26 protein-coding genes are annotated in these 22,537 nt (G+C 72.7%); 16 read left to right on the top strand and 10 right to left on the bottom strand.

The annotated features are described in order from the left end of the window. Positions 1-12 precede the first annotated feature (12 nt). Both G569_RS0139925 and G569_RS0139920 read left to right on the top strand, forming a co-directional pair. Positions 13-456 carry a hypothetical protein gene (locus tag G569_RS0139925; RefSeq protein WP_037502534.1) on the top strand — a complete coding sequence of 148 codons (444 nt, stop codon included), beginning with the start codon at positions 13-15 and terminating at the stop codon, positions 454-456. Positions 457-535: 79 nt separating this feature from the next. Further along, positions 536-1,105 carry a calcium-binding protein gene (locus tag G569_RS0139920; RefSeq protein ID WP_028067556.1) on the top strand — a complete coding sequence of 190 codons (570 nt, stop codon included), beginning with the start codon at positions 536-538 and terminating at the stop codon, positions 1,103-1,105. 54 nt (positions 1,106-1,159) lie between these two features. Here G569_RS0139920 and G569_RS0139915 read toward each other — a convergent pair whose 3' ends face one another. Genes G569_RS0139915 through G569_RS0139905 form a run of 3 tightly spaced genes read right to left on the bottom strand, consistent with a single transcriptional unit; the run spans position 1,160 to position 3,512 of the window. Next, positions 1,160-2,137, bottom strand: a complete 978-nt coding sequence (locus G569_RS0139915; protein ID WP_028067555.1) for an aldo/keto reductase — start codon at positions 2,135-2,137, stop codon at positions 1,160-1,162. 11 nt (positions 2,138-2,148) lie between these two features. Continuing rightward, positions 2,149-3,192 (bottom strand): Gfo/Idh/MocA family protein, encoded by a 1,044-nt coding sequence (locus G569_RS0139910; RefSeq protein ID WP_028067554.1) that lies wholly within the window; start codon positions 3,190-3,192, stop codon positions 2,149-2,151. Beyond that, positions 3,189-3,512, bottom strand: a complete 324-nt coding sequence (locus G569_RS0139905) for a hypothetical protein (protein WP_028067553.1) — start codon at positions 3,510-3,512, stop codon at positions 3,189-3,191. The genes G569_RS0139910 and G569_RS0139905 overlap by 4 nt, the downstream gene beginning before the upstream one ends. Positions 3,513-3,553: 41 nt before the next feature. Between G569_RS0139905 and G569_RS0139900 the strand changes: the two genes are divergently transcribed. The 3 genes from G569_RS0139900 (at position 3,554) to G569_RS0139890 (ending at position 8,428) form a co-directional block, all read left to right on the top strand. Then, complete coding sequence (locus tag G569_RS0139900; RefSeq protein WP_028067552.1) at positions 3,554-4,294, top strand: FadR/GntR family transcriptional regulator; 741 nt, start codon at positions 3,554-3,556, stop codon at positions 4,292-4,294. A 191-nt stretch (positions 4,295-4,485) separates the two neighbouring features. Next, positions 4,486-7,797 (top strand): indolepyruvate ferredoxin oxidoreductase family protein, encoded by a 3,312-nt coding sequence (locus tag G569_RS0139895; RefSeq protein ID WP_053227703.1) that lies wholly within the window; start codon positions 4,486-4,488, stop codon positions 7,795-7,797. A 34-nt stretch (positions 7,798-7,831) separates the two neighbouring features. Beyond that, positions 7,832-8,428: an NADPH-dependent F420 reductase gene (locus G569_RS0139890; RefSeq protein ID WP_028067550.1), complete on the top strand. Its 597-nt coding sequence runs from the start codon at positions 7,832-7,834 to the stop codon at positions 8,426-8,428. Here the strand turns inward: G569_RS0139890 and G569_RS65765 are convergent. Further along, complete coding sequence (locus G569_RS65765) at positions 8,412-9,548, bottom strand: hypothetical protein (protein WP_028067549.1); 1,137 nt, start codon at positions 9,546-9,548, stop codon at positions 8,412-8,414. The genes G569_RS0139890 and G569_RS65765 overlap by 17 nt on opposite strands. After that, complete coding sequence (locus G569_RS55580) at positions 9,545-10,738, bottom strand: ROK family transcriptional regulator (protein ID WP_037502527.1); 1,194 nt, start codon at positions 10,736-10,738, stop codon at positions 9,545-9,547. Before G569_RS55580 ends, G569_RS65765 begins: the two co-directional genes overlap by 4 nt. An 81-nt stretch (positions 10,739-10,819) precedes the next feature. Between G569_RS55580 and G569_RS0139875 the strand changes: the two genes are divergently transcribed. Genes G569_RS0139875 through G569_RS55575 form a run of 4 tightly spaced genes read left to right on the top strand, consistent with a single transcriptional unit; the run spans position 10,820 to position 14,349 of the window. After that, a complete protein-coding gene (locus tag G569_RS0139875; RefSeq protein ID WP_028067548.1) occupies positions 10,820-12,202 on the top strand; it encodes a DUF4394 domain-containing protein in 1,383 nt (460 codons plus the stop codon). Positions 12,203-12,214: 12 nt separating this feature from the next. Beyond that, a complete protein-coding gene (locus G569_RS0139870; protein WP_028067547.1) occupies positions 12,215-12,607 on the top strand; it encodes a hypothetical protein in 393 nt (130 codons plus the stop codon). After that, positions 12,594-13,817: an FAD-binding protein gene (locus G569_RS0139865; RefSeq protein ID WP_028067546.1), complete on the top strand. Its 1,224-nt coding sequence runs from the start codon at positions 12,594-12,596 to the stop codon at positions 13,815-13,817. Before G569_RS0139870 ends, G569_RS0139865 begins: the two co-directional genes overlap by 14 nt. Continuing rightward, on the top strand, positions 13,798-14,349 hold the full coding sequence (locus tag G569_RS55575) for a DUF6328 family protein (RefSeq protein ID WP_053227702.1): 552 nt from the start codon (positions 13,798-13,800) through the stop codon (positions 14,347-14,349). Before G569_RS0139865 ends, G569_RS55575 begins: the two co-directional genes overlap by 20 nt. Here G569_RS55575 and G569_RS0139855 read toward each other — a convergent pair. Next, positions 14,274-15,893, bottom strand: a complete 1,620-nt coding sequence (locus G569_RS0139855) for an FAD-binding dehydrogenase (RefSeq protein ID WP_028067545.1) — start codon at positions 15,891-15,893, stop codon at positions 14,274-14,276. The genes G569_RS55575 and G569_RS0139855 overlap by 76 nt on opposite strands. Positions 15,894-15,900: 7 nt before the next feature. Here G569_RS0139855 and G569_RS55570 point away from each other — a divergent pair, with 7 nt between their 5' ends. Further along, entirely contained in the window at positions 15,901-16,716 is an 816-nt protein-coding gene (locus tag G569_RS55570) for an SDR family NAD(P)-dependent oxidoreductase (RefSeq protein WP_037502524.1), read from the top strand. Positions 16,717-16,728: 12 nt separating this feature from the next. Further along, positions 16,729-17,826, top strand: a complete 1,098-nt coding sequence (locus G569_RS0139845; RefSeq protein WP_157592632.1) for a ParB/RepB/Spo0J family partition protein — start codon at positions 16,729-16,731, stop codon at positions 17,824-17,826. Here G569_RS0139845 and G569_RS0139840 read toward each other — a convergent pair. After that, entirely contained in the window at positions 17,758-18,696 is a 939-nt protein-coding gene (locus G569_RS0139840; protein WP_028067543.1) for a glycine betaine ABC transporter substrate-binding protein, read from the bottom strand. The genes G569_RS0139845 and G569_RS0139840 overlap by 69 nt on opposite strands. Positions 18,697-18,805: 109 nt before the next feature. On the opposite strand from G569_RS0139840, the gene G569_RS55565 reads away from it, so the two are divergent. The 3 genes from G569_RS55565 (at position 18,806) to G569_RS0139825 (ending at position 20,230) form a co-directional block, all read left to right on the top strand. Further along, positions 18,806-19,372 (top strand): TetR/AcrR family transcriptional regulator, encoded by a 567-nt coding sequence (locus tag G569_RS55565; RefSeq protein ID WP_064750567.1) that lies wholly within the window; start codon positions 18,806-18,808, stop codon positions 19,370-19,372. Next, positions 19,369-19,791, top strand: coding sequence for an SRPBCC family protein (locus G569_RS0139830; RefSeq protein ID WP_028067542.1), 423 nt, complete (start codon positions 19,369-19,371; stop codon positions 19,789-19,791). The genes G569_RS55565 and G569_RS0139830 overlap by 4 nt, the downstream gene beginning before the upstream one ends. A 76-nt stretch (positions 19,792-19,867) precedes the next feature. Beyond that, positions 19,868-20,230 (top strand): hypothetical protein, encoded by a 363-nt coding sequence (locus G569_RS0139825; protein WP_028067541.1) that lies wholly within the window; start codon positions 19,868-19,870, stop codon positions 20,228-20,230. Here G569_RS0139825 and G569_RS0139820 read toward each other — a convergent pair. Both G569_RS0139820 and G569_RS66210 read right to left on the bottom strand, forming a co-directional pair. Then, positions 20,227-20,619, bottom strand: coding sequence for a hypothetical protein (locus G569_RS0139820; protein WP_037502521.1), 393 nt, complete (start codon positions 20,617-20,619; stop codon positions 20,227-20,229). The two genes, G569_RS0139825 and G569_RS0139820, sit on opposite strands and share 4 nt — an antisense overlap. A gap of 67 nt (positions 20,620-20,686) precedes the next feature. Further along, positions 20,687-20,809 carry a hypothetical protein gene (locus tag G569_RS66210; protein WP_306765392.1) on the bottom strand — a complete coding sequence of 41 codons (123 nt, stop codon included), beginning with the start codon at positions 20,807-20,809 and terminating at the stop codon, positions 20,687-20,689. 51 nt (positions 20,810-20,860) lie between these two features. Between G569_RS66210 and G569_RS0139810 the strand changes: the two genes are divergently transcribed. Together G569_RS0139810 and G569_RS0139805 are read left to right on the top strand one after the other, a co-directional pair. Then, a complete protein-coding gene (locus G569_RS0139810; RefSeq protein WP_028067539.1) occupies positions 20,861-21,160 on the top strand; it encodes a hypothetical protein in 300 nt (99 codons plus the stop codon). A 66-nt stretch (positions 21,161-21,226) separates the two neighbouring features. Further along, the gene (locus tag G569_RS0139805; protein ID WP_028067538.1) at positions 21,227-21,580 is read left to right on the top strand and encodes a hypothetical protein; all 354 of its coding nucleotides are present in this window, start codon (positions 21,227-21,229) and stop codon (positions 21,578-21,580) included. On the opposite strand, the gene G569_RS0139800 is transcribed toward G569_RS0139805, so the two are convergent. After that, entirely contained in the window at positions 21,573-22,457 is an 885-nt protein-coding gene (locus G569_RS0139800) for a LysR family transcriptional regulator (protein WP_028067537.1), read from the bottom strand. The genes G569_RS0139805 and G569_RS0139800 overlap by 8 nt on opposite strands. Between the last annotated feature and the right edge of the window lie 80 nt (positions 22,458-22,537).

Here is a 22,537-nt window from a genome sequence, read left to right as displayed (position 1 = left end):
AGAATCGGTGCGATGCGTCGCGTGCTCGTGCTGTGCCTCGCGGTGGCGGGATGCGGCGGCTCGGCCGCCGCGCCCGCCGCGCGGCCGAAGCCCCCGCCGCCATGCTCGCCACGTGTCGCCGCCGTCGCCGGCGCCCCGCGGCTCGTCGCGCGCGACCCGGACATCGTCACCTGCGAGTACGGCGGCGCGGTCAAGGTGATCGTCGACAGCGCGCCGCAGGCGCTCGTGCGCTGGCAGCGGGCGGAGGTCGAGCGAACACAGACCACGAGCGAGTGGGCGAACATCCCCGACCAGCAGGCGCGGATGGTCTCCGGCGTCGGCATGGGGGCGTTCTGGGTGCGCGGACCGCGCGAGCTCGTCGCCAGCGACGGCCGTCGCCTCGTCACGGTGCGCGTGCTGCACGCGGGCAAGAGCGCCCGCGCGACGGCGATCCGCGTCGCCCGCGCCGCGCTCTGAGGATCTTGTTGGCGGTCGACCGCCACCGGCCTCCGGCTACCCGCACGCGGTCGGCGCCGTCGCCGGCGTCTCAATCAGCATGCGAATCAGCCACCTCATCGCCGCCGCCACGCTCGCGGGCCTCGCGCTCGCGCCCGGCGCGGCCAACGCCGCCACCAAGACCTGCGCCAAGGACGGCGTGTGCTTCACGAAGACGTTCAGCGGCGCCAAGAAGACGATCACCGTCACCGGGACCGCCGGCAACGACAAGATCGTGCTCTCCAACAAGGCCGCGTTCGGCAACAACAGCCTCTCGCACATCGCCGTGCAGGGGCTCGACACGAACATCGATGCGACCGCGACCGTGACGCTCGTCGTCAACGGCCTCGCCGGCGACGACCAGATCAGCATGCCGACGCTCAACGGCGTCGGCGGCCGCGTGCTCTATTCCACCGCGACGCTCGACGGCGGCGCCGGCAACGACACGCTCAGCGCGGCGAACCGCGCCGACAACCTCATCGGCGGCGCCGGCCGCGACGTGCTCGACGGCGGCGCGGGCAACGACCAACTCTTCTCGCTGGACCTCGAGGCCGACGTGCTCCACGGCGGCCTCGGGACCGACACCGCTCAGCGCGACGGGATCGACACCGTCGACGGCGTCGAAAGCTAGTTCCGCCAACCCATGACCTTCTCCTCCGTGTCGGGACTCTCGGCTAAGGATCGTCTACCAGCGTTGGTGCACGTACGGGGAGATTCGTGTCTCGTAGACCGCGCGCACCGCGTCCAGCGTCGCCGCGTCCAGGGCCGGAAGTTCGGCCGCGGCCGCGTTCCCGCGCGCCTGCTCGGGGTTGCGGGCGCCCGGGATCACGGTCGTGACGGCGTCGAACATCAGGATCCAGCGGAGCGCGAACTGGGCGAGGGTGGCGTCGCCGCCGACCAGCGGCCGCAGCTCCTCGACCGCGTCCAGCCCGACCTCGAACGGCACGCCCGCGAACGTCTCGCCGACGTCGAACGCCGCTCCGGCGCGGTTGTAGTTGCGGTGGTCGTCGGAGCCGAAGGTCGTCTCGCGGGTGTACTTGCCGCTCAGCAGCCCCGAGGCGAGCGGCACGCGCACGATCACGCCGACGCCGCGCGCGGCGGCCTCGCGGAAGAACACCTCCGCCGGCCGCATCCGGAACGGGTTGAAGATGATCTGGACGCTCGCGACGTTCGGGTACTCGATCGCCTTCAGCGCCTCCTCGACCCGCTCGACGCTCACGCCGTAGGCCGCGATCCGGCCCTCGGCGACCATCGCGTCGAGATCCTCGAAGACCTCGGGGTGGTAGTAGAGGTCGGTCGGCGGACAGTGCAGCTGAACGAGCTCGAGCGTGTCCACCCCGAGGTTCTCCCGCGAGCGGTCGTTCCAGGCGCGGAAGTGCTCAGGCGAGTAGTTCTCCACCGTCTGCTCCATCCGCCGGCCCATCTTGGTCGCGTAGTGCAGGCCCGGCCGCTCGCGCATGAGCCGTCCGACGAGCCGCTCCGAACGGCCGTCGCCATACACGTCGGCGGTGTCGAAGAACGTCACGCCCGCGCCGGCCGCGGCGTGCAGCGTCTCGATCGCGGTGTCCTCGTCGACCTCGCCCCAGTCGGCGCCGACCTGCCACGCGCCGAAACCGATTTCGGAAACATCACGGCCGATTCGGCCGAAGGTGCGGCTCTGCATGTCCGACGATGCTAGGTGGCCCAGGGCTCGACGCCGGTATCGACGTCCTGCCCGGTCGCCAGCGCCTCGCCGATCGCGACGCTCAGGCAGTGGTCCTGCAGTCCCTCGGCGAGCGGGTACGGCTCCGGGCCCTCGTCCCGCGCCCACGCTCCCGTCGCCGCCAGCAGCATCGCGACGCCAAGGTCGTCCTCGGAGAAGCGCGCGCCGAAGAACGGGTTGCGCCACAGCACGCGGCCGTCGAGGCTGATGTGGTCGAGATCCGACCCCTCGAGATTGAGATCGATCCCCGTCCGGCGATAGATCAGGTGCGACTCGACGACCGTGCGCGGATCGGCGAGCCGCACGAGCGCGTCGTCGACGAGCTCGCCGGTGGTTCCGCGCACGACGATCCGCCGCGTCCGCAGCGGGTTCCACCACTGGTTGTCGGTGAAGTCGTAGAGCCCCATCCGGGTGCCGAAGTCGAGCGTGGCCAGCGTCGTCCGGCGCTCGCGCGGCTCGACGTCGCCGTGCCAGCCGTCGAAGCTGACCGGATCGGCGAGCAGCGCGGAGAACGCTCTCGCGGTCACCCGCGCCGGCTCGAAGCCGACCCCGAGCAGCCCGCGGATCATCGAGACCGCGTGGTAGAGGTGCGTCGACGAGACCTGGACGGAGGTCGGCTCGCCGATCGTGCCGTCGCCGACCGCCGTCAGCCGCGCCGCGTGCCCGGGCATCAGCAGGTACTGCTCCGCCACCTGGACCAGACGCGATGCCCCGACGTCCGCCCACAGGGCGCGCAGCCCGTCGAGGTCCGGTGCCGGCGGCGTCTCGACGAGCACCCGGACGCCGCGCGCGACCAACGAGCGGGTCGCGTCCGGCGCGACCGCCCACGGCACCGAGACGATCACGAAGTCCGAGCGCGGCAACTCGTCGACCGTGCGGAACACCGGCACGCCCTCGAACTCGTCACGCGAGCGTGACACCACGCCCACGACGCGGAACCGGTCCGGCGCCATCCGCGCCAGCCGGCAGAAGAACGCGGACCGCCAGCCCGTCCCGATGATCGCGAACGTCGTCAGGCGCTACAGGGTGCCAGTTCGCCGTCGACGATGAAACCGACGGCGTGGCCGAGCGCGGCGGCGATCCGCCCGTCCCGGTGCATCTCGCACAGAAGTTGCTCGATGCGCTCCGGCGGCGGCGCGTGCTCGACGACGCGCGCGATCGGACAGGCGAAGCGCCACTGGTTCCACTCCCACGCGGCGCCGTTGAAGCTCGACGTGTTCCAGCCGATCACCGCGCTTCCCTGCGCCGTCACCCACACGCCCAGCATGCACACGTCGCCGCGCGTCCGTGGCGGCACCGCCCGCAGCACCTCGGCGACGTGATCCTCCAACGACATGAGAACAGCTTCGTCACGACCGGTTATGCGACGGTAAGGCCGTGGAATTCGAGCCGATCGGCCCACGCAGGGCCTTCGAAGGCGCGGTCGAGCAGATCGCGCAGCGCATCCGGCACGGCGAGCTCGCCGAGGGCGACCGGCTGCCGTCGGAACGCCAGCTGGCCGAGGCGATGCGGATCAGCCGCCCGACGCTGCGCGAGGCCGTCAAGGTCCTGCAGAAGGCCGGCGTCCTCGAGGTCCATCCTGGGGCGACGGGCGGGATCTTCGTCGCGTCGGGGTACGTGCCGATCGAGCTCCTGCGCCAGGAGTCCGATGTGCGGTTGGCCGAGGTCGCGAGCGTGCTCGAGGCGCGGCGCCTGCTCGAGCCGCAGGTCGCCCAGTTCGCGGCGGTCAATGCCCGCGAGGCCGACTTCGAGCGCATGCAGCTGACCATCGAGGCGCATAAGCAGCTGCTGCGCTCGGGTGACCCGCTGGACCGCGAGGACCGCTTCCTCCAGCTCGACATGCAGTTCCACCTGCGGATGGCCGAGGCGACCGGCAACCCGACCGTCGTCGGGCTGATGCGCTCGCTGCTGCGGGCGCTCGAGATCGGCCGCGATCTGGCGCTGCGCCAGCCACCGATCCCGGAATGGGTGGTGGAGATCCATACACGCACGCTCGCCGCCTTGCGAGCGGGCGAGCCCGCGGAGATCGCGGCCGTGATGGACGAGCACCTGCGCGGGATGGAGGGTGCCTGGGAGGCCGAGACTGGACGGGAGTTGCGCCGCCTGGGAGTCGGTTGACGAATGGTCGGTCCGACCGATGTGGTGTAGCCGCCAGTGGCTCGGGCCGGCCGCGCTCGCGATGCGGCCCTTTGGGCCGTGAGCAGCGTGGGTGGCGCGAGGCGCTGCGGATGCGCCGCAGCGGGCGTACCGGTATTCGTCAACCGGCTCCGGGGTTGATGGTTCGCACCGCTTGGTCTACTTTTTTACCAATGGCGGTGCTCCCGATCTCCCACCGGCGTCCCGCGCGGCTTGCGGATCGCTACGAGGCCGCTGACGGCCAGGTCTTCCTCTCCGGCGTCCAGGCGCTCGTGCGCCTGCTGATCGATCAGCGCGCTGCCGACGGCCCGCGCCGCGGCATCCTCGCCTCGGGCTATCAGGGCTCGCCGCTGGGCGGGCTGGACAAGGAGCTGGCGCGACTGAACGTCGACGGGCTCGTCCACCGGCCGGGCGTCAACGAGGAGCTGGGGGCGACCGCGGTCTGGGGCTCGCAGATGGCGTCCCAGCTGCCGGGCGCGCGGGTCGAGGGCGTGTTGGGCGTCTGGTACGGCAAGGCGCCCGGCGTCGATCGCGCCGCCGACGCGATCCGCCACGGCAACTACGCCGGCACCGACCCGAACGGCGGCGTCCTCGCGCTGTGCGGCGACGATCCGCAATCGAAGTCCTCGACGCTGCCGAGCGCGTCGGAGTCGCTGCTGGCGGCGCTCGAGGTTCCCGTCTTCGCACCGGGGACGGTGCAGGAAGCCTTGGATCTCGGCCGCCACGCGATCGCGTGCTCGCGCGCCTCGGGGCTGTGGTCGGCGCTGAAGGTCCCGACCGAGGTCGCCGACGCGACCGCCGCGATCCAGGTCGGCGCGGGCCGCATCACCCCGCTGATGCCGATCCTCGAGTGGGAGGGCGCGCCGTACGTCCACCGCCCGAGCCCGCACCTGCTGACGCCGCACTCGCTCGAGCTCGAGCGCACGCTGCGCGAGGTCCGGCTGCCGCTGGCTCTGGAATACGCGCGGCTGAACGGGGTCAACCGCATCGTCGGGCCGTCGGGCGCCCGCTTCGGGGTCGTCGCCTCCGGCGTCGCCGCCCAGCAGACGCTGCAGGCCCTGATTGACCTCGGCGTCGACGACGTCCGCGTGCTGGCGATCGGCATGCCGTTCCCGCTGGAGCCCCGGATCGTCCGCGAGTTCGCGGCCGGGCTCGACGAGATCGTCGTCATCGAGGACAAGGGCCCGTTCCTCGAGCGGCTCGTCAAAGAGGCGCTCTACGGCGTGGGGCCGCGCGTGCTCGGCGAGCGCGACGAGGCGGGCGCCCGGCTCGTGCCGTCGACGGGCGCGCTGAACGCCGACAAGATCGCCGCCGTGCTGGCGCCGCGGCTCGGCGTGCCGTTCGCGCCCCGCGTGGTCGAGGTCCCGCTCGTCGGCGCGACCCGCGCGCCGCACTTCTGCTCCGGCTGCCCGCACAACACCTCCACCCAGGTCGACGACTCCACGCTCGTCGGCGCCGGCATCGGCTGCCACACGATGGTCATGCTCGGCGGCGCGAATGCGGGCGACGTGCGCGGGCTCACGCAGATGGGCGGGGAGGGGGTGCAGTGGATCGGCGCCGCGCCGTTCCTCGAGCCACGCCACTTCGTCCAGAACCTCGGCGACGGGACGCTGCACCACTCGGGCTCGCTGGCGATCCGCGCGGCGGTGGCGGCGAAGCTGAACGTCACCTACAAGGTCCTCTACAACGGCACGGTCGCGATGACGGGCGGGCAGGACGTCCCGGGCGGGATGTCGATCACCGACCTGATCGGCTCGCTGAAGGCCGAGGGCGTCAAGCGGGTGATCGTCACCACCGAGGACCCGTCGCGGCACGAGGGCGTCTCCTACGAGGTCCGCCCGCGCAAGCAGCTGCGGCGCGCGCAGAAGGAGCTCGCCGCGGTGGAGGGCGTGACCGTGCTGATCCACGACCAGGCCTGCGCGACCGAGCTGCGCCGTGCCCGCAAGCGCGGGACGGTGGCGGCGCCGCCGCAGGAGGTCCGGATCAACGAGCGCGTCTGCGAGGGCTGCGGCGACTGCGGCGAGAAGTCGGGCTGCCTGTCCGTCGAGCCGGTCGAGACCGAGTTCGGCCGCAAGACCCGCATCCACCAGAGCTCGTGCAACAAGGACTTCTCCTGCCTCGAGGGCGACTGCCCGTCGTTCATGGAGGTGATCGCGCCGAAGGCGGCCCGCAAGGTCGCGCCGGCCGCGCCGGACCTGGGCGAGCCGACGATCGCTGTGTCGGAGGCCCGCGTGCGGCTCGTGGGGATCGGCGGCACGGGTGTCGTGACCGTCAGCCAGGTGCTCGGGATGGCCGCGATGCTCGACGGCCGCTCCGTCCAGGGATTGGACATGACGGGGCTTTCGCAGAAGGCGGGCCCGGTCTCCTCGGACGTGCACATCGGCGGCGACGGCGGCGTGCCGACCCCGTCGGCGGGCGCGGTCGATGTGCTCGTCGGCCTCGACGTGATCGCCACCGCGACCGCTCAGCACCTCGCGATGACCGATCCGGCACGGACCGTGGCGGCGATCTCCACCAGCGTCGTTCCCACCGCTGAGATGGTGGTGAACGTGCGTGCCGGCGCACCGGACCTCAGTGCCGCGCGGGCGGGGATCGACGCCGCCACGCGCGAGGCGCGCTTCTTCGACGCGCAGGAGCTGGCGCTGAAGCTGTTCGGCGACCACATGCCCGCGAACGTGATGGTGCTCGGCGCCGCGTGGCAGCTGGGGACGATCCCGGTCTCGCTGGGCGCGCTGCGGCAGGCGTTCGAGCTCAACGGGGTGGCGGTCGAGCAGAACCTGCTCGCGTTCGACTGGGGCCGCGCGGTCGTCGGCGCGCCCGAGGCGGTGGCCGAGCTGCTCGCGCCGCGTGAGGCACGCGTGGAGCTGACGCGGGCCGAGCGCGCGCTCGTCGACCGGCTCGCGCCGGCCGAGGGCGAGCTGCGGCGGCTGCTGGAGATCCGCATCCCGGACCTGGTCGGCTGGGGCGGGCGGCGTGCCGCCGAGCGCTACGCAGAGGCGCTGGAGACCGTGGCCGCGCGCGGCGACGACGCGCTCACGCTCGCGGTCGCCCGCGGCCTGCACAAGCTGACCGCCTACAAGGACGAGTACGAGGTCGCGCGCCTGCACCTGCTCGGCCTGCGCGATCTGCCCGAGGGGGCGAAGGTCAAGTTCCTCCTGCACCCGCCGGTCCTGCGGGCGCTGGGGATGGACCGCAAGCTCAAGCTCGGCGCCTGGTTCGTCCCGGCGTTCCGGCTGCTGCGGGCTGGGCGGCGTCTGCGCGGGACCGCGTTCGACCCGTTCGGGCGGGCCGAGGTGCGGCGTGTGGAACGCGCGCTGCCCGAGGAGTACCTCGCTCTGGTGGCCTCGGCGCCGGCGTCGGTCGCGGTCGACGTCGCGGATCTCGCGGACGTCGTCCGCGGCTACGAGGACATCAAGCTGGCCAACGTCTCACGGTTCCGCGAGGCGGCGGACAAATTACTCCGTACGTCAAGCAACGCGTCCTAGAGGGAACGATGTGCCGCACCCGTAGGGTCGCGGTATGAGATTCGGAATCCTCGGGGCGGGCAACATCGGGCAGGCGGTCGCCCGCCATGCGGTCGCCGCCGGACATGACGTGACCATCGCCAGCCGCCGCGGCGGGGAGTCGCTGGCCGCGGCCGCCGCGGAGGTCGGCGCGACGCCCGGGACGGTCGCCGAGGCCGCGTCGGCGGAGCTCGTCCTGCTCGCCGTGCCGTGGCGCGCGGTCCCCGACGCGCTCGCCGGGCTGAGCTGGGACGGCCAGGTGCTGATCGACGCCACCAACGCGTTCATCAGCTTCTCGCCGCTGCAGGTCGAGGACTTCGGCGACGGCACGAGCAGCGAGCGGGTGGCGTCGCTGGCCCCGGGCGCGCACGTCGTCAAGGCCTTCAACACGATGTTCGCGCGGGTGATCGCGGCCGACCCCCGCCATGCCGAGGGGCGCCAGGTCGTCTTCTACGCGGGTGACGACGCGGGCGCGAAGGAACGGTTCGCGGCGGTCATCGACGCGTTCGGGTTCGCGACGATCGACGTCGGCTCGCTGCACGAGGGTGGCGCGTTCATGGCGGCGGGCGGCGGGCCGCTCTCAGGCCTGCACGTGCTCAAGCAGGACGTCTGACGCGCTCGACGATCGCGGCCGCCTCGTCGCGCACCGCCTCCGGCGCCCGTGGGCCGAGCACGACGAACGCCCACAGGCCGTGCCGGAGCCGCTCGACCTTCCCCGCGCAACGTGGGTTGTCCGGGCGGCGGGCGGTGATCGACACGAGCGCGTCCCGCGCGCCCATCGCGGCGCAGCGGACGCGATCGCCGGTCGCGAATGTCGTGAACTCGGCGCTACCCGGCTCCGCCATGTACCACGTCCGCGGGAACTCGCCGCGTGCGTGCTCGGTCTCGTACGGCAGCCATTGCCCGCTGGCCGACGCCGGCCGATCGGGAATGACCGCCTCCCCGGCCACCCACGTGACCGTGACCAGCGCGAGCACCACCCGCGCCGCGATCACGAGCCGCCGACGCCGCGTCCGCCCGCCCCGCTGCCGCTCGGCGACGGCGTCCAACGCAGCCGCGAGGCCCGGCAACACCACCTCACCGCTCGCGAGTGTCGAGGTTCGCGCGCTGTCCGCGCGAAACTCGACACTCGCGGCGCCGCCCGCGCCGCCCGCGCCGGCCGCGCCGCCCGCGCCGGCCGCGCCGGCCGCGCCGGCCGCGCCGCCCGCGCCGCCCGCGCCGGCCGCGCCGCCCGCGCCGGCCGCGCCGCCCGCGCCGGCCGCGCCGGCCGCGCCGGCCGCGCCGGCCGCGCCGGCCGCGCCGGCCGCGCCGCCCGCGCCGGCCGCGCCGCCCGCGCCGCCCGCGCCCGCCGCGACCGCCCCGACCACGCCGCGCCCGCGGGCCGCCTCGCCCACCACCACCCGCGGCGACAACCTCGGCTTGCGCGCGTCGTTGCGATCCTCGCCGCGCAATCCCCACACGCGGTCGAGCGTGCGGTCGTCGAGCACGACCGGCGGCAGCTTCAACCGCGTCCGTGCGGCGTCGTCGACCGTGCCGACCCGGTAGGCGCGCAGCAGCTGCGCGTTGGCGAGCCCGAGCACCCACTCCGCCTCGGTTTGGCGCGACGGGTCCAACGTCTCCACCAGCGCGGTCGCGAACGTCTCGGCGGTCAGGTCGCACGCGAGCGCGGGCGAGCGCACACGCTCCATGAAGAAGCGCAGGACGGCTTCCTCGTGACGCGCGTAGACACTCACGGCCCGAGCCGCTCCGCCAGCGCCTGCGGTGCGCGCGCGAGCTGGATCGACGCGGCGCCGAGTGCCTCGGCGCGGGTGCCGAGCTCGGCACCCACGACCCGCACGGCGGCGGCTGCGGGCGGGAGCGCCGAGCGCGCGATCTCCGCGCGGATCGGGTCGAGCAGCACGTCGCCCGCCTCGGAGAGCTCGCCGCCGATGATCAGCACCGACGGATTCAGGAGATTGACCATCGACGTCAGCGCGACGCCGACCGCCGCGCCCGCGTCCGCCAACGCCCGCGTGACGCCGCGGTCGCCGGCTCGCAGCCGCTCGAGCAGCTCCGGCATCGACCCGCCACCGCCGCCGCTGCGCTCCACGAGCTCGCCGACCGCGACCGAGCTGGCGATCGTCTCCAGGCAGCCTCGGTTCCCGCAGCGACAGAGCCGCCCGCCGGGCACCGCGGTCGTGTGGCCGATCTCGCCCGCGACGCCGACCGCGCCCCGGAACGGCCGCCCGCCGAGGATCATCCCGACGCCGATGCCCGCCGCGAGCTGCACGTAGATCATGTCGGCGACGCCGCGCCCGGCGCCGAAGAGGTGCTCGCCGATCGCGCCCGCGTTGGCGTCGTTCTCCACCTGCACCGGCATCGCGAGGCGCTGCTCGAGCTCCGTCGCGGGCACGATGCCGGCCCACCCGGGGAGGATGCCTTCGGCGTAGACACTGCCGGTCGTCACGTCGACGGGCGCGGGAAGCCCGGCCCCGGCGCCGATCACCCGCGCCGCGTCCACGCCGGCGTCGGTCAGCGCGCCCGCTGCGAGCTCACGTGCCTGGTCGAAGCTCTCGAACGGCCGCTCGTCGACGTCGCTCTCCGCCCAGCGCTGCGCGACGATCGTCCCGCCGAGGTCGCAGACGGCGGCGCGCACGTGGCGGTGCCCGAAGTCCAGCCCGACCGCGTACGCCGCGTCCGGCGCGAGCGACACGTGCAGCGGGGGCCGCCCGATCGCCTTGCGCCCCGCGTCGCCCAGCTCCTCGGACTGCTGGGAGACCATCCCCGCCCGCTCGAGCTCGGAGAGCACGGCGGTCACGGTCGCGCGCGAGAGCCCGAGCCGGCGCCCGAGCTCCGCCCGCGAACGCGAGGGATGCCGCAGCAGCAGCTCCAGCACGCGCAAGCGGTTGGACTCCCGCAGGTTGCTCTGGAGGATGTCGCTCATCGGTTCCTATAGATTCTCGCGCCCCCGAACCCGGAGGTCACGCCGATGTGGCGGCGCGCTGGTGTCCTGACTGTTCTCGTCGTGTGCACCGCGGCCTCGCCGGCGGGCGCGGAGCCGATGGTCGGCATCGTCGGCGGCGAGGCGCTGATCACGTTCGACAGCGCGAACCCGGGCGTGGTCACGAGCACGCACGGCATCAACGGCCTCGCCGCGGGGCCGGCCGAGCGGGTGGTCGGCATCGACTTCCGCAACGGCGACCGGCTGTACGCGCTCACGGCGGTCGACGGAGGCGCGACGGACACCCTGCGGCTGTACACGATCGACCCCGGCAACGGGAACGCGACCGTGATCGGTGCGCCGTTCAACATCCCCCACGGCAACGCGTACGGCGTCGACTTCAACCCGGTCGCCGACCGCCTGCGCGTCGTCAACGACGCGGACAAGAACCTGCGGGTGAACCCGGCCACCGGCGTCCAGACCGTCGACACCGACCTGAGCCCCGCCGCCTCCGGCGTCACCGCGGTCGCCTACGACCCGGCCGCGAAGCTCTACGGCATCGCGACGACGCCGGCGACGCTCGTCACCCTGGCCAATCCGAACACCGGCCTGATGACGACGATCGGCCCGCTCGGCCTCGGCGCCTTCGGCGGGGCGGAGACCGCGAACTTCGACATCTCGCCGTCCGGCACCGGCTACGTGACCACGCGCACCGCGTCGCTCACGGTCCCGTACCTGTCGCGGGTCGACCTCGCGACCGGCGCGCTGACGCCGATCGGCCGCACGGCGACGGCGCTCGAGGGCCTGGCGGTCGTCCCGCCCGCGACGGTCTCGTTCGGCGTCGCGGCCGCGACGGTGAGCGAGGGCGCCGGCACGGCGACGATCAGCGTCGTCCGCGGCGGCACGACGACCGGGACGACCCTCGTCAACTACACCGCCGGGGACGTCACCGGCCCGCTGCTGTTCGAGCCGGGGGAGACCGTCAAGTCCTTCAGCGTCCCGATCGCGAACGACACGCTCGACGCCCCCGACCGGACGATCACGCTCTCGCTCAGGCCCGCCGACGCCCTGACGACGGCCGGCGCGAACGCCACGCTGACGGTCGCCGACGACGACCCCGCCCGCGACACCACCGCGCCTGCGATCACCCTCACCGCCCCCAAGACGGTCAAGCTCGCCGAGTTCCTGAAGGGCTTGAAGGTCAAGGTGACGGCCGGCGAGCCCGTCTCGCTCGACGTCACGCTCGAAGGGACGGTGAACAGCGCCCGGATCAGCGCGTACAACGTCGCGCTGGCGAAGCAGAGCCTCGTGGGCGTGACCGGCGCCCGCAGCATCACGCTCAAGCCCGCCAAGAAGGTCGTCGGCAAGCCGCGCAAGACGGTCAAGGTCCGGGTGCGGGTCGTCGCCGCCGACGCCGCCGGCAACCGCACCACGACGACGAGGACGGTCTCGGTCAAGCCGCGGTGATGCAATGACGTGATGCAAGCTCTACAACCGCTGGTCGGCACCTGGCACACCGAGAGCTCGCTCGGCGACGCGCGAGCGGTGACGACCTTCGAGTGGACGCTGGGCGGCGCGTTCCTGCTCCAGCGCTCGGAGGTCGACCTGCCCGGGGCGCCGAACGGGTTGTGCCTGATCGGGGCCGACGGGGACGACTTCGTCCAGCACTACTTCGACTCGCGCGGCGTGACCCGGATCTACGCGATGACGTTCGACGGGACCACGTGGACGCTGGAGCGCGACGACCCGGACTTCGCGCAGCGCTACATCGGCGCGTTCAGCGGCGGGCGGATCGACGGCCGGTGGGAGATCAAGGGCCCGGACGAGGACGAGTTCCGGCTCGACTTCGAGCTCTCGTATGTCCGAACATAACTGGGCCGGGAACTTCGCCTACCGCGCGGCCCGGGTCCACCGCCCGCAGACGTTCGACGCGCTGCGTGAGGTGGTGACGGGCGCGAGCAGCCTGCGCGTGCTCGGCTCGCGCCACTCCTTCAACGCGATCGGCGACGCGGATGCGCTGGTGTCGCTGCGCGCGTTGCCGGCGGACGTGACGATCGACGGGGACAGCGTGAGCTTCGGCGCCGGCCTGACCTACGGCGAGCTGACGGTCGAGCTGGACCGCCACGGCCTCGCGCTGCACAACCTCGCGTCGCTCCCGCACATCTCCGTGGCGGGCGCGATCGCGACGGGGACGCACGGCTCGGGGAACGCGAACGGCAACCTGGCCACGGCGGTGCGCGCCCTGGAGCTGCTGCGCTCGGACGGCGAGGTGGTGCGCCTCGCCCGCGGCGACGCGGATTTCGACGGCGCCGTCGTCGGCCTCGGTGCGCTCGGCGTCATCACCCGCCTGACGCTCGACGTCCAGCCCACGTTCGAGCTGCGCCAACGCGTCTTCGAGGGCCTCTCCTGGGACGCGCTCGCCGAGCACTTCGACGCGATCACCGGCGCGGGCTACAGCGTCAGCGCGTTCACGCGCCTGGGCGCGACGGTCGACGCGGTGTGGGTCAAGGCGTCCACCGACGTTGACACGCTCTTCGACGCCACGCCCGCGACCGTCGAGCGTCACCCGATCATCGGCATGGACCCGGTCAACGCGACCGCGCAACGTGGCGTCCCCGGGCCGTGGTGGGACCGGCTGCCGCACTTCCGCATGGGCTTCACGCCGTCCAACGGCGAGGAGATCCAGAGCGAGTACCTCCTGCCCCGCGAACACGCTGTGGACGCGGTCTGTGCGCTGCGCGCGCTGGGCGACCGGCTCCGCCCGGTCCTGCAGGTGTGCGAGATCCGCACGATCGCCGCCGACGCGCTGTGGATGAGCCCGATGTACGAGCGCGACACGGTGGGCTTCCACTTCACGTGGATCCGCGATCAGGAGGCGGTCGAGACCGCCCTCGCGCCCCTTGAGGCCGCGTTTTCGGTGTTTCAGGCGCGCCCGCACTGGGGCAAAGTGTTCCTGAGCGCGCCGCAGTATCCGCGCGCGGACGACTTCTACGCGCTGGTCGAGCGCTTCGACCCGGGCGGGACGTTCCGCGACGCGTGGTTGCGGCGGGCGCTCGACCACGATGAGCCGCCTCGCACCTGAGTTATCCACCCGCAACGAGACGCCGCACGAGCGGACGGATCGCCACCTGGCCGAGCTGCTGCAGGAGGTCCGCGTCGCCCAGACCGGCGTGCAGGTGCTGTTCGGCTTCCTGCTGACGGTGCCGTTCACCGCGCGCTTCGGCCACGTCGGACCCGCCCAGCGCCACCTCTATCTCGCGACGCTCTGCACCGCGGGGCTGGCGGCGATGCTGCTGATCGCTCCGAGTGCCCAGCACCGCATGCTCTTCCGCTGCAACGACAAGGAGCACGTCGTGCGGATGGCCAACCGCTACGCGATCGCCGGCCTGGCCGCCGTGGCGCTCGCGATGGTCGGCGCGCTGCTGTTCGTCTCGGTCGTCCTGCTGCAGAGCCCGGTGGCCGGCGTGGTCGGCGCCGTCGCCGCTCTGGGCGCGCTGTGGACGTGGTACGTCCAGCCGCTGCTGCGCCGCTGGCGGCTTCACCGCAACGCGCGGCCCGCCGTCCTCCCGCTGAACAGGCAGCCGCCGAGGAAGGTCCCCTCCAGCGCGCGGTAGCCGTGCATCCCGCCGCCCCCGAAGCCGGTGACCTCGCCCGCGGCGTACAGCCCGGGAACCGGCTCGCCCTCGGTGTTCAGCACGCGGGCATCGAGGTCCGTGTGCAGGCCGCCGAGCGTCTTGCGGGTGAGGATGTGCAGCTTGACCGCGATCAGCGGGCCCGCGGCGGGGTCGAGCAGCTTGTGCGGCGTCGCGACGCGCGTGATGCGGTCGCTGAGATAGCGCCGCGCGCCGTGGATCGCGGTCACCTGCAGGTCCTTCGTGTACGGGTTGTCGAGCTCGCGGTCGCGGGCGACGACCTCGGCCTCGATGCGCTCGTAGTCCAACTGGACGTCGCTGATGCCGTTCATGCCCTTGACGAGCGCCGGGAGGTCGGCCGCCACCACGAAGTCCTCGCCGTGGCGCTTGAACGCCTCGACCGGCGGCGGCGCACCGCCCCCGATACGGGTCTTGAGCAGCTCGCGCACGCTCTTGCCGGTGATGTCCGGGTTCTGCTCGGAGCCGGAGAGCGCGAACTCCTTCTCGATGATCTTCTGCGTGAGGATGAACCACGTGTGCTCGTGGCCCGTGCGCATGATGTGGGCGAGCGTGCCGAGCGTGTCGAAGCCGGGGAACAGCGGGACCGGGAGGCGGTTGCCGGTCGCGTCGAGCCACAGCGAGGACGGGCCGGGGAGGATGCGGATGCCGTGGTCGGGCCAGATCGGCGCCCAATTGCGGATCCCCTCCGTGTAGTGCCACATCCGGTCGGGGTGGATGACCGTTCCGCCCGCCTTCCGCGTGATCTCGATCATGCGGCCGTCGACGTGGGCGGGGACGCCGGAGACCATGCGTCGCGGTGCCTTGCCGAGCCGCTCCGGCCAGTTGCGCCGTACCAGCTCGTGATTGCCGCCGATGCCGCCCGAGGTGACGATCACCGCGCCCGCGTGCAGCTCGAACGACCCGACGGCGTCGCGGTTGCTCGGCGCGCCGCGCCGCGCGGCATCGGGCGCGAGGATCGTGCCCTTGACGCCGTCGACGGCGCCGGCGGTGACGCTCAGCTCGTCGACCTGGTGGCGGAAGCGCACGTCGGCGCCCCCGAGGCGCTCCAGGAACGGCTCGAGCACGCCCGGCCCGGTCCCCCAGGTGAGGTGGAAGCGCGGGACGGAGTTGCCGTGCCCGATCGCTCCGTACCCGCCCCGTTCGGCCCAGCCGACGTTCGGCACCCATTTGACGCCCATGCCGCTCAGCCACGCGCGCTTCTCGCCGGAGGCGAAGTCGACGTACGCCTCGGCCCAGCGCCGCGGCCACAGGTCGTCGGGCCGGTCGAAGCCGGCGGTTCCGAGCCAGTCCTGCCACGCCAGCTCGCGCGAGTCCTTGATCCGTAGACGCCGCTGCTCCGGACTATCGACCATGAAGAGCCCGCCGAGCGACCAGAACGCCTGCCCGCCGAGCGAGGCCTCCGGCTCCTGCTCGACGAGGATCACGCGCTTGCCGGCCGCGGCGAGCTCGGCCGTCGCCACCAGGCCGGCCAGCCCTCCGCCCACGACGATCACATCGGCGTCCATCGCGTAGATGGTGACTTACGGGAACGTCGGCTACCTCCTGCGGCGGCGGTCGTGGGGACCGATGCCGCGGCTCGACGGCAAGGTCGTGCTCGTCACGGGCGCGAAGAGCGGCCTCGGGCGGGCGATCGCGGACGGGCTCGCGCGTGCCGGGGCGACGGTGCACGTGGCGGTGCGCGGGGACGCGGCGCTGCCGTTCGCGGTGCACAAGCTCGATGTGAGCCTGCTGGCCGAGGTGCGCGCCTTCGCCGCGAGGTGGGAAGGGCCGCTGCACGCGGTCATCCACAACGCGGGTGTGATGCCGCCCTCGCGCACCCTGACCGCCGAGGGCCACGAGCTCGCCCTCGCCACCCACGTCCTCGGCCCGCACCTGTTCACGAAGCTGCTGCCGGCCGAACGCTCGATCTGGGTGTCGTCGGGCGGGATGTACACACAGAAGCTCGTCACCGACGACGTCGAGTACGCCAAGGGCGAGTACAAAGGCGTGACCGCGTACGCCCGCACCAAGCGGATGCAGGTCGTGCTGGCGGGGGAGTGGGCGAGGCGCGGGGTGCACGCGTCCAGCGGCCATCCGGGGTGGGTCGACACGCCCGGCATCACGCACTCGCTTCCCGGCTTCTCCAAGCTCACCCGCCCGATCCTGCGCACCCCGCAGCAGGGCGCGGACACGTTCGTGTGGCTGTGCGGCGCGGACGTCCCATCGGGGCGCTTCTGGCACGACCGCGCGCCCCGTCCGGAGCATTACCTCGGGCTGCACCGGGAGTCCGAAACAGATCGCCGCAGTTTCTGGGAAACGGTCGAGGGACTATCCGGCGCGCCTGCTTGAGTGTCGCGCCCGATGTCCGTAGACAAGCTCCAAGAAGCCGAGGAAGCCGTCGCGCAGATGCGCGAGGAGGAGGCCCGCAAGGCGCGTGAAGCGCTGGGGGAGGACCTCCGGCGCGCCCCGGTCGCCGACACCGCCGCCAAGGCCCACCGCCCGATCCTCGCCCGCCTCGACGAGGTGCGCGTGATGACGAACATGCGCACGGGCGCGTTGGAGGACCTGCACGAACTCGCCGTCTCGATCCGCGAGACCGGGCTCCTGCACCCGCCGCTGGTGCGCGAGACCGGCGACGGGGAGATCCCGTACGAGCTATTGGCCGGCAACCGGCGCTACGCGGCGCTGCGGCTGCTCGACCAGGCCGACGGCGAGGACTCCGAGTGGCGCTTCACCGTCGTCGACGGCATCTCGCGCCGCGAGGCGCTCTCGATGCAGTTCGCCGAGAACTTCCACCAGACCAAGCCCGAGCCGGTCGCGTTCGCCCGCGCCGCGCGGCTGATCATGGCCGAGGACCCGGACCTGACCGCCGCGGAGGTCTCGCGCATCGTCGGCGCCCCGCCGGCCTGGACGCGCAAGGCACTGCGGCTGCTCGAGCTGCCGGAGGCGATCGTCGAGCGCGTCGAGAACGGCGACCTCTCGTTCACCGCCGCCGACTTCGTCCGCCGCGGGATCGCCCGCGGCGACGTGTCCGCCGAGAAGGCCGAGGAGCTGGTCGAGGAGCACGCCAACGGCGGCTTGACCGGCGTCGAGCTCAAGTACGGCGTCGGCTACGTGCCGCCGCTCGCCGACGACCACCGGCAGGTCGCCGACGAGATGGACGCCGCGCGCCGCGAGGCGGGGCGCCAGCGCGACGACTACGACCCGAGCGAGCCCGCGCGCGAGCCGGAGTACCACTCGGCCCCGCCGTCGAGCACCGCCGTGTCGCGGATCAGCGACGCCGACGTCGACGGCTACATCCTCGGCGCGTTCCTCTTCCACTCCGCAACGGAGCGCTCGCGCAAGGTCCTGCGGATCGCCGGCGAGGCCGACGCGCACGAGTACGCCCGCTCATTGCACCCGGCCGAGCGCCTGGCGGCGCTCCGGTCGTTGGCCCGCGAGGCGATCGAAGCGGCCTAGCGACGCGGCCTTCCAGACGCGCGCGAGGTCGGAGAGCGTCCGGATCCCGAGCGCGGCCGCGCGGTCCTTCTTCATCGCGAACGCGTTGCGGTTCTGCGCGCGCGACTGCTGCAGCGGCTCGGCGCGCAGCTTCGCGAGCGCGCTCCGCAGCGTCTTCCCGCCGAGGTACTCGAGCAGCGAGCCCGAGTATGCGGGATACATGCCGATCCGGCCCGCCTTCAGCGAAGCGAGCGTCTCCTTGCGCAGGCCGCCGCCCGAGCGCACGGTGACCCGGAACCCGTCCGCGCGCAACGACTCGGCGTACAGATACGCGAGCGTCTTGTTCTCGTCGAACTCCTGGAACCCGACGACGATCCGCGGCCCCGGCCGGCGCTTGGCGTTGCCGCCGAGGCCGTTGGCGTCGACGAACTCCCCGCCCACGGCCTCCGGCGCCCGCCCGTCGAACACCTGCTGGTTGAGGCCACGCAGCTTGAGCGTGCTGAGCAGGCGTGAGGTCTCGTTCAGGCGCCGCCTGAGCGCCGATCCGTAGCGGTCGAGCAGCGCGGTTCGCACGACCGGCAGGACGCGGTCGGGACCGACCATGTGCTTGTCGTCGCGCAGCGTGAGGATGTCGGGCCGCGAGAGCGCGGGGTTGGACGTGAACGCGACGGCGACCTCCCCGACGCCGTCGTCGAGCGCCTGGATCCCGGCGTCCGGGTCGGTCAGCTTGACCAGGTGCGGCGTCGCGTCGACGTCGTAGCTGCGTTTGAGCCCGGGGACGCAGTTCGGGTTCATGGGGCAGTCGGCGGGCGCTGCCAGCCGCGGGGGCGCGTCCTGCGCCTGTGCAGGGGCGGCGACGGCCGCGGCGATCAAGAGCGCTCGTCCGATCATGCGCCGACGCTATTGAGAGTGGAGCGAGATCGCATCGCCCGAATCGGGCGAATCAGGGTTTCGCCCTGATGTCGGCGGAGTCGACATACCGTAACGTTGTCGTCACGTTATGGCTCGCACACGTGACCCAGCCGTGGACCGCTCGATCGAGGCCGCGACCCTGCGCCTGCTGACGACCGCCGGCTTCGCCGGGATGACCATCGAGGCGGTGGCGGCCGAGGCGGGCGTGGGCAAGCCGGCGATCTACCGTCGCCATGCCGACAAGCCCGCACTCGTCGCCGCCGTGATCGCCGCCCAGCTGCCGGTCCTGTCGGTGCCGGACCTCGGCGACACGCGCGCCGAGCTCTGGCAGGCGGTCGAGCTCGGCTTCCCCGCCGACGGCGCCGCCTACGTCGCATTGATCGGCGGGCTGATGGCCGAGCATCGGCGTCATCCAGAGCTGATCGCGGCGTTCCGCCGCACCGTTCTGCTCCCCCGCCGCGACGTCGGCCTGGCGCTGATCGAGCGCGGTCGAACGCGCGGGGACATCCGCCGTGACCTCGAGCCGGTCACCGCTCTCGACCTGTTCGCCGGCCCGTTCCTCGCACGCGTGTTCGCGGGTGAGGACACCGGCGATCGCTGGCGCCGGACGGCCTTCGCCGCCTGGTGGAACCTCGTCAAGGAACCCTCCCCATGATCGACTTCACCCTCGAGTCCCGCTTCGACCGCTCGCCCACCGACGTCTTCGACTACGTGAGCGACCCCGAGCGCCTGCCGACCTGGCAGACCAACACCGTCTCCTCCGTGCCCGACGGTCCGATGGCCGTCGGGACCCGCCTGCGCGAGGTCCACCGGATGCCCGGTGGGAAGGAGGTGGCCTCCGTCGTCGAGGTCTCCGAGTTCGAGCCGGGGCGCGTGTTCGCGCTGCGGGTGGTCGAGGGCACGCCCGTGCACCTGCGGATCACGCTCGACCCCGACGGCGACGGCACCCGCATGCGCTTCCGCGCCTACGGCGAGCTCGGCGGCGCGATGCGACTGCTGCAGCCCGTCCTCGGCCGGACCTTGAAGCGCCAGTTCGCGCAGCAGCTCGACACGCTCGGCCGCGTCCTCAGCTGACGACGCCGCGTCAGGGCTCCGACGGTCACTGCGTGGGAACACCTCACCGGGGTGTTCCCACGTACATTCCCGGGCCATGCGCTACCGGGAAGAGGCCGCGGAGCTGTTCAGGCGCTACGTCCCGCGCAGCGGGCGGGCGGAGACCGAACAGGGTGAGCTGATCCGCGCCGTCGAGAAGCTCGCCGACGAGGCCCGGCGCCACGGCAATGCGCATTGGAACGAGGACTTCGAGCGCCTCGCCGAGTTCGTCCGCGACCGGCTCACCGCGTCCTCGCTGTTCGACCGCGCGGTCAAGGACGAGATCAATGCCGACATCGACCGCATCCTCGACTTCGAGCACCCCGAGACCGACGAGGCGCTGTACGGCCGGCTCCTCGACCACGTGGTCGAGTGGGCGCGGGCGCACCCGAACCCGATCCCGCTCGAGACCGCCTCTTAGCGGCAGTCGCGCGCGAGCGGCGGGTCGAACTGGAAGTACCGGTCCGCGCGGGTCGTGCGCCCGTCGGCGGTCTTGAACCCTTCGAGCCCGACGATCAGCTTCCGCAGTCCGCGCGGCGGGACGCGCACTCGTGCGACGTAGCCGTCGCCTTCGGCCTTCGCCGGAACCTCGACGCGCGCGCGGCCGCACGACGACACGCGCAGGTAGATCCCGGATGCCTTGAAGGGCTCGCCGTGCTCGTCGACGAGTCGCCACTTCACCGTCACGGTCTTCGCCCCGGTGAGCGCCACCGGGCGGTCGAGCTTCGCCCGCACGCCGTCCTTCGCTTCAGCCGGCACGGCGAGGAGAGCCGCGGCGACCACCGCCGCGACGGCGAATGAGGATCGCATGAGCACGGTTATACGCCGCTGCGGCCGACCCGTCCACCCATCCACCCCGGGGGTCAGCCATTCGGGGCTACTGCTGGCGCAGCGCCCGGGCGAGCTCCTGCTGCTGCCGCGAGACCTCGGCGAGCTGCGCCTGCACTTCCTCGAGCAACCGCAGGATCCGCTCGTTGGTCGCGGGGCGTTGATCGGCCATGTATCACCTCCTTTCGCGCGCCGAGCATCGCACGTCGACTACGCTGACGGAGTGATCGTCTTCGTCGGTCGCGTGTCGGCGATGCTCGCGGGCATCGCCATCGTCGGGCTCTCGTTCTTCGGCGCCGTGTGGGTCCTGTTCGCCGCGTCGTTCGTCGTGCAGCGGCCGGTGCTCGACGACCTGTTCATCGTGCTCACGCTGGCCTCGACCGACGCGCTGATCTTCGCTGGCGGCGTCGCGCTCCTCGGCTACGCGAGCGAGCGCCGCTGGCCGCGCTGGCGCAGCCTTCGCTGGCTGCCGATCCTCGCCGCCGGCGGCCTGGCGCTGATGATGGCGGCATCGTTCGCGTAGCTGTCTGCACGGAATGCGCACGGCGCGTGCGAGACGTCTCGACACGCGCGCCCTACGGTGGCGCCGATGGGACGCCTCGTCAGCGCATTCGTCGGCCTCGGGGCGGTCCTGCTCTCCCTCTACGGCGCGCTGTGGGTGATGTTGAGCGCGGTGATCGCCGCCCAGCGGCCCGACCCGTTGATCAGCGACGGGGACCCGTGCTGCGTGCACCCGGACACGTGGGGCGAGGTCGTGGACTGGAGTTTCTGGGCGCTCACGATGGCCTCGATGGACGCGCTGCTGCTCGCGGGCGCCGTCGCGTGCCTGGGCTACGCGGGGAGCGGTCATCGGCCGCGCTGGCGACGGCGGCGCTGGATACCGATCGGCACCGTCGCGATCACCGCGGCGTTGATGGCGCTCGCGCTCGTCGCCCCTACTTGAGCGTCGTGCGCACGATCTCGAGCGCCCTCGCGAGCACCGGGCTCTCGTCGCCGCGCCGGTGGGCGAGCGCGAGCTCGACCCGCGCCGGCTCATCGGCCAGCGGCCGGTAGATCGCGCCCGCGACCGTCAGCCGCATCACCGACTCGGGCACGAGCGACACCCCGATGCCCGCCGCCACGAACGACACGAGCGTCGCGGTCTCCGAGACCTCCAACGCGACGATCGGGGCGAAGCCGTGGGCGGCGCACGCGTCCTCGACCGCGTCGTGCAGGGTCGAGCGGAAGTGCGAGGGGTAGCTCACGAACGGCTCGGTCGCCAGGCGCGCGACCGGGACCGCGTCGAGTGCCGCCAGCGGGTGACGCTCCGGCAGCACGGCGACCAGCGGCTCGGAGCGGACGACCTCGAGCGCGAGCGCGCGGTCGCGGACCGGCGGCCGCAGCAGCGCGATGTCCAGCGTCTCGTCGTGCAGCCCGCTCACCTGGGCCGGGGTGAGCAGCTCACCGCGCAGCTCGAGCTCGACGCCCGGCAGCCGATCTCTCAACGCGGTCGCGAGCGACGGAAGCAGCGCGTACGTCGCCGACCCGGTGAAGCCGATCGCGAGCCGGCCGACCTCGCCTCCCGCGGCGCGGCGTGCGTCCTCCGCGGCGGCGTCGGCGTCGGCGAGGATCGAGCGGGCGCGGTCGAGCAGCACCTCGCCCGCGGGCGCGAGCTCGACCCGCCGCGTCGTGCGGTGCAGCAACTCGACGCCGAGCTCTGCCTCCAGACGCCGGATCTGCTGCGAGAGCGGCGGCTGGGCCATGTGCAGGCGGTCGGCGGCGCGGCCGAAGTGCCGCTCCTCGGCGACCGCGACGAACGCTCGCAGGTGTCGGAGCTCCATGACTCCGCAGAATTGTTGCAGTTTCGGTCTCAATCCGTTGCAGATTCGTCTTGAGTCGTTACACAATCGACCGTAGTTTC

The sequence above is a fragment of the Solirubrobacter soli DSM 22325 genome (assembly GCF_000423665.1).
GTDB lineage: Bacteria > Actinomycetota > Thermoleophilia > Solirubrobacterales > Solirubrobacteraceae > Solirubrobacter > Solirubrobacter soli.
Note: the sequence above shows the minus strand (reverse complement) of the source record. Positions and strands in the feature narration are given on the sequence as shown.

Excerpts from the sequence above, each read along its gene's own strand:
- G569_RS55575 (WP_053227702.1), top strand. The coding sequence starts at position 13,798 with ATGAGCCGCCTCGCACCTGAGTTATCCACCCGCAACGAGACGCCGCAC.
- G569_RS0139865 (WP_028067546.1), top strand. The coding sequence starts at position 12,594 with ATGTCCGAACATAACTGGGCCGGGAACTTCGCCTACCGCGCGGCCCGG.
- G569_RS0139855 (WP_028067545.1), bottom strand. The coding sequence starts at position 15,893 with ATGGACGCCGATGTGATCGTCGTGGGCGGAGGGCTGGCCGGCCTGGTG.
- G569_RS55570 (WP_037502524.1), top strand. The coding sequence starts at position 15,901 with ATGGTGACTTACGGGAACGTCGGCTACCTCCTGCGGCGGCGGTCGTGG.
- G569_RS0139895 (WP_053227703.1), top strand. The coding sequence starts at position 4,486 with ATGGCGGTGCTCCCGATCTCCCACCGGCGTCCCGCGCGGCTTGCGGAT.
- G569_RS55580 (WP_037502527.1), bottom strand. The coding sequence starts at position 10,738 with ATGAGCGACATCCTCCAGAGCAACCTGCGGGAGTCCAACCGCTTGCGC.
- G569_RS0139920 (WP_028067556.1), top strand. The coding sequence starts at position 536 with ATGCGAATCAGCCACCTCATCGCCGCCGCCACGCTCGCGGGCCTCGCG.
- G569_RS0139800 (WP_028067537.1), bottom strand. The coding sequence starts at position 22,457 with ATGGAGCTCCGACACCTGCGAGCGTTCGTCGCGGTCGCCGAGGAGCGG.
- G569_RS55565 (WP_064750567.1), top strand. The coding sequence starts at position 18,806 with ATGGCTCGCACACGTGACCCAGCCGTGGACCGCTCGATCGAGGCCGCG.
- G569_RS0139840 (WP_028067543.1), bottom strand. The coding sequence starts at position 18,696 with ATGATCGGACGAGCGCTCTTGATCGCCGCGGCCGTCGCCGCCCCTGCA.
- G569_RS0139825 (WP_028067541.1), top strand. The coding sequence starts at position 19,868 with ATGCGCTACCGGGAAGAGGCCGCGGAGCTGTTCAGGCGCTACGTCCCG.
- G569_RS0139905 (WP_028067553.1), bottom strand. The coding sequence starts at position 3,512 with ATGTCGTTGGAGGATCACGTCGCCGAGGTGCTGCGGGCGGTGCCGCCA.
- G569_RS0139925 (WP_037502534.1), top strand. The coding sequence starts at position 13 with ATGCGTCGCGTGCTCGTGCTGTGCCTCGCGGTGGCGGGATGCGGCGGC.
- G569_RS0139805 (WP_028067538.1), top strand. The coding sequence starts at position 21,227 with ATGGGACGCCTCGTCAGCGCATTCGTCGGCCTCGGGGCGGTCCTGCTC.
- G569_RS0139820 (WP_037502521.1), bottom strand. The coding sequence starts at position 20,619 with ATGCGATCCTCATTCGCCGTCGCGGCGGTGGTCGCCGCGGCTCTCCTC.
- G569_RS0139915 (WP_028067555.1), bottom strand. The coding sequence starts at position 2,137 with ATGCAGAGCCGCACCTTCGGCCGAATCGGCCGTGATGTTTCCGAAATC.
- G569_RS0139830 (WP_028067542.1), top strand. The coding sequence starts at position 19,369 with ATGATCGACTTCACCCTCGAGTCCCGCTTCGACCGCTCGCCCACCGAC.
- G569_RS0139870 (WP_028067547.1), top strand. The coding sequence starts at position 12,215 with ATGCAAGCTCTACAACCGCTGGTCGGCACCTGGCACACCGAGAGCTCG.
- G569_RS66210 (WP_306765392.1), bottom strand. The coding sequence starts at position 20,809 with ATGGCCGATCAACGCCCCGCGACCAACGAGCGGATCCTGCGGTTGCTC.
- G569_RS0139890 (WP_028067550.1), top strand. The coding sequence starts at position 7,832 with ATGAGATTCGGAATCCTCGGGGCGGGCAACATCGGGCAGGCGGTCGCC.
- G569_RS0139845 (WP_157592632.1), top strand. The coding sequence starts at position 16,729 with ATGTCCGTAGACAAGCTCCAAGAAGCCGAGGAAGCCGTCGCGCAGATG.